The sequence below is a fragment of the Paenibacillus marchantiophytorum genome (assembly GCF_014640555.1).
GTDB classification, from domain to species: Bacteria; Bacillota; Bacilli; order Paenibacillales; family NBRC-103111; genus Paenibacillus_E; species Paenibacillus_E marchantiophytorum.
The window spans coordinates 1-775 of record NZ_BMHE01000138.1; the positions used below are offsets into that span (position 1 = coordinate 1).

The following is a 775-nucleotide window of genomic DNA, read 5'->3' on the forward strand; positions in this document are numbered from 1 at the left end:
TCAATAAGCATATAAGTTTCATGGTCCCCGTTAAAGGGATATATGGTGGAGGCTGACGGGATCGAACCGCCGACCCTCTGCTTGTAAGGCAGATGCTCTCCCAGCTGAGCTAAGCCTCCATGGGATGCTAATTTGTAGTAATTAATGGTGACCCGTAGGGGACTCGAACCCCTGTTACCTCCGTGAAAGGGAGGTGTCTTAACCACTTGACCAACGGGCCTCGTAAACAGGCTTCTCGGATGTATAAGCTAGATATGGCGGAGAGAGAGGGATTCGAACCCTCGAGACGCTTGTGACGCCTACACGATTTCCAATCGTGCTCCTTCGGCCAGCTCGGACACCTCTCCATGAAAAGCCTGGTATGTTATAAAAATGGCTCCCCGAACAGGACTCGAACCTGTGACAACTCGATTAACAGTCGAGTGCTCTACCAACTGAGCTATCAGGGAAAACTGTTTGGCAACGTTCTACTCTCCCAGAACCCTGCGGTTCAAGTACCATCGACGCTGGAGGGCTTAACGGTCGTGTTCGAGATGGGAACGCGTGGGTCCCCTCCGCCATCATCACCAAACAGTCAAAGCGTGGTTTGCGCCTTGAAAACTAGATACGAAACGTGCGTAAAGGTTTGATTTGCTTAGGTTTTTTGCCCTAGGAGTTAATCCTTTGGGCCCCGTTAAAGTACTTGAGTCCACTTCGGAGCTCTTCATCACTTTAATGGGAGTAGGTTAAGCCCTCGACCGATTAGTATTCGTCAGCTGCATACGTTGCCGCACTT

At 50.5% G+C, this 775-nt stretch carries 4 tRNA genes and 1 rRNA gene; all 5 read right to left on the minus strand.

What is annotated here, in order from left to right:
- Nucleotides 1-43: 43 nt before the first annotated feature.
- Nucleotides 44-119, minus strand: a tRNA-Val gene (locus tag IEY34_RS36305).
- A gap of 26 nt (nt 120-145) precedes the next feature.
- Nucleotides 146-220: transfer RNA gene (locus tag IEY34_RS36310), tRNA-Glu, on the minus strand.
- 35 nt (nt 221-255) lie between these two features.
- Nucleotides 256-347 (minus strand) — tRNA-Ser (locus tag IEY34_RS36315).
- Between the two features lie 26 nt (nt 348-373).
- Nucleotides 374-449: transfer RNA gene (locus IEY34_RS36320), tRNA-Asn, on the minus strand.
- Between the two features lie 5 nt (nt 450-454).
- Nucleotides 455-571: ribosomal RNA gene (gene rrf, locus IEY34_RS36325) — 5S ribosomal RNA — on the minus strand.
- Nucleotides 572-775: the final 204 nt, after the last annotated feature.